The sequence below is a fragment of the Amnimonas aquatica genome (genome assembly GCF_002943415.1).
Lineage (GTDB): Bacteria > Pseudomonadota > Gammaproteobacteria > Pseudomonadales > Moraxellaceae > Perlucidibaca > Perlucidibaca aquatica_A.
On the sequence record NZ_PTQZ01000086.1, the window covers coordinates 1 to 6,930 of the forward strand.

General features: G+C 67.4%; 5 protein-coding genes. All 5 read left to right on the plus strand.

Annotation, left to right across the window (positions count from 1 at the left end):
• Positions 1-30: 30 nt before the first annotated feature.
• On the plus strand, positions 31-696 hold the full coding sequence (locus C5O18_RS04920; protein WP_105191975.1) for a TetR/AcrR family transcriptional regulator: 666 nt from the start codon (positions 31-33) through the stop codon (positions 694-696).
• Positions 674-2,023: a TolC family outer membrane protein gene (locus tag C5O18_RS04925; protein ID WP_105191977.1), complete on the plus strand. Its 1,350-nt coding sequence runs from the start codon at positions 674-676 to the stop codon at positions 2,021-2,023. Before C5O18_RS04920 ends, C5O18_RS04925 begins: the two co-directional genes overlap by 23 nt.
• A gap of 15 nt (positions 2,024-2,038) precedes the next feature.
• Positions 2,039-3,235 carry an efflux RND transporter periplasmic adaptor subunit gene (locus C5O18_RS04930; protein WP_105191979.1) on the plus strand — a complete coding sequence of 399 codons (1,197 nt, stop codon included), beginning with the start codon at positions 2,039-2,041 and terminating at the stop codon, positions 3,233-3,235.
• A gap of 14 nt (positions 3,236-3,249) precedes the next feature.
• Positions 3,250-6,375 (plus strand): efflux RND transporter permease subunit, encoded by a 3,126-nt coding sequence (locus tag C5O18_RS04935; RefSeq protein ID WP_105191981.1) that lies wholly within the window; start codon positions 3,250-3,252, stop codon positions 6,373-6,375.
• Positions 6,372-6,930, plus strand: a 559-nt coding sequence (locus tag C5O18_RS10385) for a hypothetical protein (RefSeq protein WP_158249271.1), incomplete at its 3' end; no start/stop codon positions are given. The genes C5O18_RS04935 and C5O18_RS10385, both read left to right, overlap by 4 nt.

Genomic DNA, 6,930 nt, shown 5'->3' on the forward strand with positions numbered 1-6,930 from the left:
TTTCGAGCCCGATTCAGATCAGGTCGTGACATGGCTATCAGCGAGCGCCGCGAGCGCAAGCTCCAAGAGCGTGAAAAGCGGTTGCTGGCGAAGGCGCGCGAGCTCATCGTGCGTGACGGCCTGCTCAACCTGCAGATGGCGCGCCTCGCGGAAGAGGGCGACTGCGCCATGGGCACGCTCTACCAGCATTTCTCCAGCAAGGAGGACCTGCTGCTGGCGCTGACCACGGAAAGCGTGGCCGAGCATGCCGACCTGTTCCACCGCGCGGGCGCCTGGAAGGCGTCGACGCGCGACCGCATGATGGCCATCACCGTGGCCGACATGATCTTCGTGCAGCGCAGCCCGGAGCATTTCCGCATCGCCCAGTACGTCCACTGCGACGTGGTCTGGAACGCGGCCAGCCTGGCCCGGCGCGAGGAGCACTTCGAGGTCAGCCAGCCGCTGTGCGACATCGTGCAGCGCATCGTCAACGAGGCCATCGCCCGTGGCGACCTGAAGAGCAACGGCCTGTCCAGCGAGGCGCTGTCGACCGGCTGCTGGGCGCTGTCGCTCGGCATCCATTCGCTGGTGCANGCCAATCTGCTCAACGGCATGGGCTGGCTTCCCCTGGTCGACACGGCGGACCCCGCCGCGCTCGACGATTTGATCGCGCGTATTCGCACGGAGGTTTTTCATGAGCTGTGTTCACAAGCCTGAGTGGCGGCGCAGTCTGCTCGCGCTGGCGCTGATGACGGCCGCCCCCGGCCTGTCGGCCATGACGCTGAGCGAGGCCTGGCAGCGCGCGCTGAAGACCGATCCGGTCGCGGCCTCGGCGCTTGCCGGCCGCGATGCCGACCGCGAGGCCGGCGTGCAGGAGCGCGCCACCCGCCTGCCGCAGCTCAATGCCGTCGGCACCTGGCAGAACACCGACAGCAAGGTCACCCAGGCGCCGCCGCCCGCGACTGGTGGCTACAGCGAGGACTACGATGGCTGGTCGGCGACCGCCGAGCTGCGCCAGCCGCTGTTCCGCTACGACTGGCTGGCCCGCGGCCGCCGCGCCGAGGCGCGCGACCAGCTCGCCGAGCTGGGCTATGCCAGCCGCATCCAGGCGCTGATCTCGCGCGTCGCCGAGCGCTACCTCGCGGTGCTGCAGGCGCGCAACGAGCTCGGTCTGGCCGAGGCCGAGGCCGACGCCGTGCGCCGCTCGCTGGATGACACGCGCAAGCGTTACGAGGTGCAGCTGGTGCCGGGCACCGACCTGAAGGAAGCCCAGGCCCGTGACGACCTCGCGCAGGCGCAGCTGCTGTCGGCCCGCCAGGGGCTGGAAGCGGCGCAGGACGCGTTCGAGGAAACCACCGGCGACTCGGGTCGCGAAGGCCTGTCGACGCTGGCCGCCGATACCGCGCTGCCTCTGCTGGACAGCAGCGATGTCGAAACCTGGGTGCAGCGTGCCCGCAGCACCAGCCCGGCCTTCCTGCAGGCGCAGGCGAGCTGGCAGGTGGCGCGCGCCGATGTCGAGAGCCGCCGCAGCGATGCGCTGCCGGTGGTCGACCTGGTGGCGTCGCACACGCGCCAGGACCAGGCCGATTCGCAGGTCGGCATCGAGGGCAACAGCACCGTGATCGGTGTCGAGGTCCGGGTGCCGCTGTTCGCCAGTGGCGCCAATGTCAGCAAGGTGCGCGAGGCCGCTGCCCGCCTGCGCGCCGCCGAGGCCGAGCGTGACCGCGTCGAGCGCGAGCTGCTGCGCGAGACCCGCCGCCTGGTGCGCGACGTGCAGACGGCGCGGGCGCAGGCCTCGGCCTACCAGCGCGCGGTGGAGTCGGCGCAGGCCGCCGAGCAGGCCACCCGCTACGGCTACGAGGCCGGCAAGCGCACCATCACCGACGTGCTCAACGCGCAGTCGAACACCGTGCAGGCGCGCCGCAACCTCGACCAGAGCCGCTACGACGTGCTGCTGAAAACGCTGCAACTGAAACAACAGGCAGGCACGCTGGGTCCCGATGACCTGGCCGCCATCGACCAACTGCTGACCCCCGCTTCGTAAGCCAAGGATTTCGTCATGAACAAGCGCATGTTTTGGATGTTGGTCATCACCGGCCTGGTGTTCGGCGGTGTCTTCGGCTTCAAGTGGTTCGGCAACAAGATGATGAACCAGTTCTTCGACAACATGCCGGTGCCGCCGGCATCGGTGTCGTCGGCCGAAGCCCGCAGCGAAAGCTGGATGAGCAGCCTGGCCGGTGTCGGCACGGTGATCGCCAGCAACGGCACCGAGGTCACCACCGAGGCCGGCGGCATCGTCGCGGCCCTGCACTTCGAGTCCGGCGCCAAGGTGAAGAAGGGCGATCTGCTGGTCACGCTGTCGGCGGGCACCGAGCAGGCCGACCTGCTGCGCCTGCAGGCCCAGGCCACGCTGGCGAAGTCCGAGCTGGGCCGCCTGGAGCGCCTGTACAAGCTCGAAGCCATCTCCAAGTCCGAGCTGGACCGTGCCGAGACCGACTACAGCGCCGCCCGCGCCGCCACCGAGAGCCAGCGCGCCAAGCTGGCGCAGAAGGTGATCCGAGCGCCGTTCAGCGGCCAGCTCGGCATCCGCAAGGTGAATGTCGGCGAGTACCTGAATCCGGGCACGCCGATCGTCACCCTGCAGGCCCTCGACCCGGTCTATGTCGACTTCACGCTGCCCGAGCAGGATCTGGCGCAGGTCGCCACCGGCCAGACCGTGACGGTCTCGGTCGATGCCCACGGCGACCGCCGCTTCACCGGCAAGGTGTCGGCGGTGGAGCCGCTGATCGACAGCCAGACGCGCAACTTCAAGGTCCGGGCCACCTTCGCCAACGCCGATGCCGCCCTGCGTCCGGGCCTGTTCGCGCGCGCCAGCGTGGCGCTGGCCGACAGCCGCGACGTGGTGGTGATCCCGCGCACGGCGGTCAGCTACAACCCCTACGGCAACTCGGTCTACGTGATCCAGAAGGCCGAGGCGCCGGCCGGCCAGGCCGGTGCGGATGCCGCCGGTGGTGCCAAGGCCGAGAACAGTGCTGCCAAAGCTGAAGATGGCACCGGCGAGCAGCTGGTGGTGCGCCGCCGCTTCGTCAAGACCGGCGAGGCTCGTGGCGACCTGGTGGTGATCACCGAGGGCCTGAAGGCCGGCGAGCAGGTGGCGACCAGCGGCCTGCTCAAGCTGCAGAACGACAGCCCGGTCATCATCAACAACACGGTCCAGCCCTCGGCCTCGGCGACGCCGACGCCGGCTGAAAGCTGATCCGGGGTTCAAACATGAAATTCACGGATATCTTCATCAAAAGACCGGTGCTGGCCATGGTGGTCAGCCTGCTCATCCTGCTCATGGGGCTGAAGTCGGCGTTCGACCTCAACGTGCGCCAGTATCCCGAGCTGCAGAATGCGGTCATCACGGTCTCCACCACCTATGTCGGCGCCGACGCCGACCTGGTGCAGGGCTTCATCACCACGCCGCTGGAGCGCGAGATCGCCTCGGCGCAGGGCATCGACTACATCAAGTCGACCAGCCTGTCCGGGGTCAGCTCGATCCAGGCCTACCTGCGCCTCGACTACGACCCCAACGTGGCGCTGACGCAGATCGCGGCCAAGGTCAACAAGCTGCGCAACCAGCTGCCCGAAGCCTCGGAGGATCCGGTCGTGGCGCTGTCGGTGGGTGACACCACGGCGGCCATGTACCTGTCGTTCTATTCCGACATTCTCGACAACAACCAGATCACCGACTACCTGGTGCGCGTGGTCGAGCCCAAGCTGGCCACCGTGCCCGGCGTGCAGCGCGCGCAGATCCTCGGTGACCGCACCTTCGCCATGCGCATCTGGATGAAGCCGGACCGCATGGCCGCCCTCGGCGTCACCGCCAGCGATGTCTATGGCGCGCTGGGCCGCAACAATGTGCTGGCGGCGCTGGGCACGACCAAGGGCAGCATGGTGCAGGTCGACCTGACCGCGTCCACCGACCTGCAGACGCCGGAGCAGTTCAAGGCCCTGGTGGTGCGCTCGCAGGACGATGCCATCATCCGCCTCGGCGATATCGCCGATGTCGTGCTGGGCTCGGAGAACTACAGCACCGACGTGTCGTTCAACGGCAAGAGCGCGACCTTCATGGGCATCGAGGTGGCGCCGGACGCGAACTCGCTGGATGTCATCAAGCGCGTGCGCGACGAGGTCTGGCCGCAGATCCTGGCGCAGCTGCCGGAGGGTCTGGAGGCCAACATCCCCTATGACTCCACGCGCTACATCAACGACGCCATCAAGGAAGTGATCAAGACGCTGATCGAGGCCGTGGCCATCGTCATCGTGGTGATCTACCTGTTCCTGGGCTCCATGCGCAGCGTGCTGATTCCGGCGGTGACGGTGCCGCTGTCCATGATCGGCGCCTGCTTCCTCATGCTGCTCATGGGCTTCTCGATCAACCTGCTGACGCTGCTGGCCTTCGTGCTCGCCATCGGCATGGTGGTCGACGACGCCATCATCGTGCTGGAGAACATCCATCGCCACATCGAGGAGGGGCTGAAGCCCTTCGACGCGGCGATCAAGGGTGCGCGCGAGCTGGTCGGGCCGGTCATCGCCATGACCATCACGCTGGTCGCGGTGTATCTGCCGATCGGTTTCGTCGGCGGCCTGACCGGGGCGCTGTTCGTGGAGTTCGCGTTCACGCTGGCCGGCGCCGTGCTGCTCTCGGGCATCATCGCGCTGACGCTGTCGCCCATGATGTCGGCCATGCTGCTGCGCTCGCACAACGAGGAGAAGGACAACCGTTTCGCCAACTGGCTGAACGAGAAGTTCGAGCGCATGAGCCAGGGCTACCAGCGCAAGCTCAACGGCGCGCTCGACGACAAGCACGTGATCCTGACCTTCGGTGCCATCGTGCTGGTGTCGTGCTTCTTCCTGTTCAAGACCTCGCCGACCGAGCTGGCACCGGAAGAGGACCAGGGCTTCTTCATGATCTTCTCGACCAGCGACTCGTTCTCGTCGCTGGATTACCTGACCTCGTTCACCAACGAGCTGACCAAGATCGCCAACGCCATTCCGGAGAAGGAGAACTACTTCCTGCTCAACGGCGTCGGCGGCGGCGGTTCGGCGGTGGGCTCGAACACGGCCATCTCCGGTATCGTGCTCAAGCCCTGGACCGAGCGCACGCGCGGCACCAAGGAAGTGCTCGACGAGACCACGGTCAAGGTCAACGATGTCGCCGGCCTGCAGAACGCGGTGTTCGCGCCGCCGTCGCTGCCCAGCGGCGGCAGCGGCTTCCCGATCGAGTTCGTGATCACCGGCACGGCGTCGTCGCAGGCCATGCTCGATGCCGGCGACGAGGTGCTGGGCAAGGCCATGGCGAGCAAGAAGTTCATCTTCATGCAGAGCGACCTGAAGATCGACAAGCCGCAGGTCAAGGTCGAGGTCGACCGCGAGAAGGCCGCGCTGCTGGGTATCGACATGAACATGCTGGCGGCGGACATGTCGGCCATGCTCTCCGGCGGCTACGTCAACCGCTTCAGCATGGAGTCGCGCTCGTACAAGGTGATTCCGCAGGTGCAGCGCGCCGAGCGTCTGAACCCGGACCAGCTGTCGCAGTACTACACGCGCACGGCCAGCGGCGAGCTGATTCCGCTGTCGACCGTGGTGACCCTGCGCGAGACGGTGCAGCCGCAGTCGCTGAACCGCTTCCAGCAGCTCAATGCCGTGACCCTGTCGGGCGTGCCGCGTCCGGGCGTGACCATGGGCGAGGCGCTGGGCGTGCTGGAGGCGGCGGCGTCCGAACTGCCGAAGGAATATGGCGTGGACTACGCCGGCCAGTCGCGTCAGTACAAGACCGAAGGCTCGGCGCTGATCGTCAGCTTCTTCTTCGCGCTGGTCATCATCTACCTGGTGCTGGCGGCGCAGTTCGAGTCCTTCCGCGACCCGATCATCATGCTGATCACGGTGCCGATGTCGATCTGCGGGGCGTTGCTCTGCCTCAACATCGCGGCGTTCTTCCAGGTGCCCGGGGCGAGCATCAACATCTACACCCAGGTCGGCCTGGTGACGCTGATCGGCGTGATCTCCAAGCACGGCATCCTGATCGTGGAGTTCGCCAACCAGCTGCAGAGGCAGGGTCGCGACAAGCGTCGCGCCATCGAGGAGGCGGCGGCCATCCGTCTGCGTCCGGTGCTGATGACCACGGCGGCGCTGGTGCTGGCCATGCTGCCGCTGCTGATCGCTACCGGTCCGGGCGCGGCCTCGCGCTTCTCCATGGGCTTGGTGATCGCCACCGGCATGACCATCGGCACGCTGTTCACGCTGTTCGTGGTGCCGGCCATGTACCTGTACCTGGGGCATGAGCACAAGGCCGATCCCGCCGATGGCGCCACCTCCGGGCCGGACGCTCCGGTCAGGGAAGCGACATGACCGCGCTGCTGCTCACGCTTGCCGCCCTCAGCATCTGGCTCTACCAGGATGCCGGGCGGCGTCAGCTGAGTTCGCCGCTGGCCTGGGTGGTGCTGCTCTGGTTGCTGGGTCCGCTAGCCATGGCGATCTACTGGACGCGGCGCCCGCTGTTTGCCGGCGAGTACCGCAGCGGCGGCCGCGTCTGGAGCTTCCTCAAGGCCTTCCTGCTGGCGGTCACGGCCTGGGCGCTGCTGCTGTTCGCGCTGTTCTCGGTCTGGCTGGGTTCGTTCGTGCCGGGCGTGATCCTGTTCGGCGTGCTCTTCGGCCTGGTCATGCTGCTCGGTGGCGGCTGGCTGCTGGTCGCCTGCGGCCTGCTGCTGGCGGCCTGGCTTCTGCGCGACCGCTCGGTGGAGCTCGGCCCGACCCACGCCGCGCTGGCCGGCCAGCCGGTGCCGCGTCCGGGTGATGCCCTGCTCAAGGTGATCTTCGTGGCCGGCCTGATCGGCGTCTTCGTGCTCACCGAACCTTCGCACCCGCAATGGGTCGAGACGGTGGAGTGGCAGAGCGTGCCTGGTC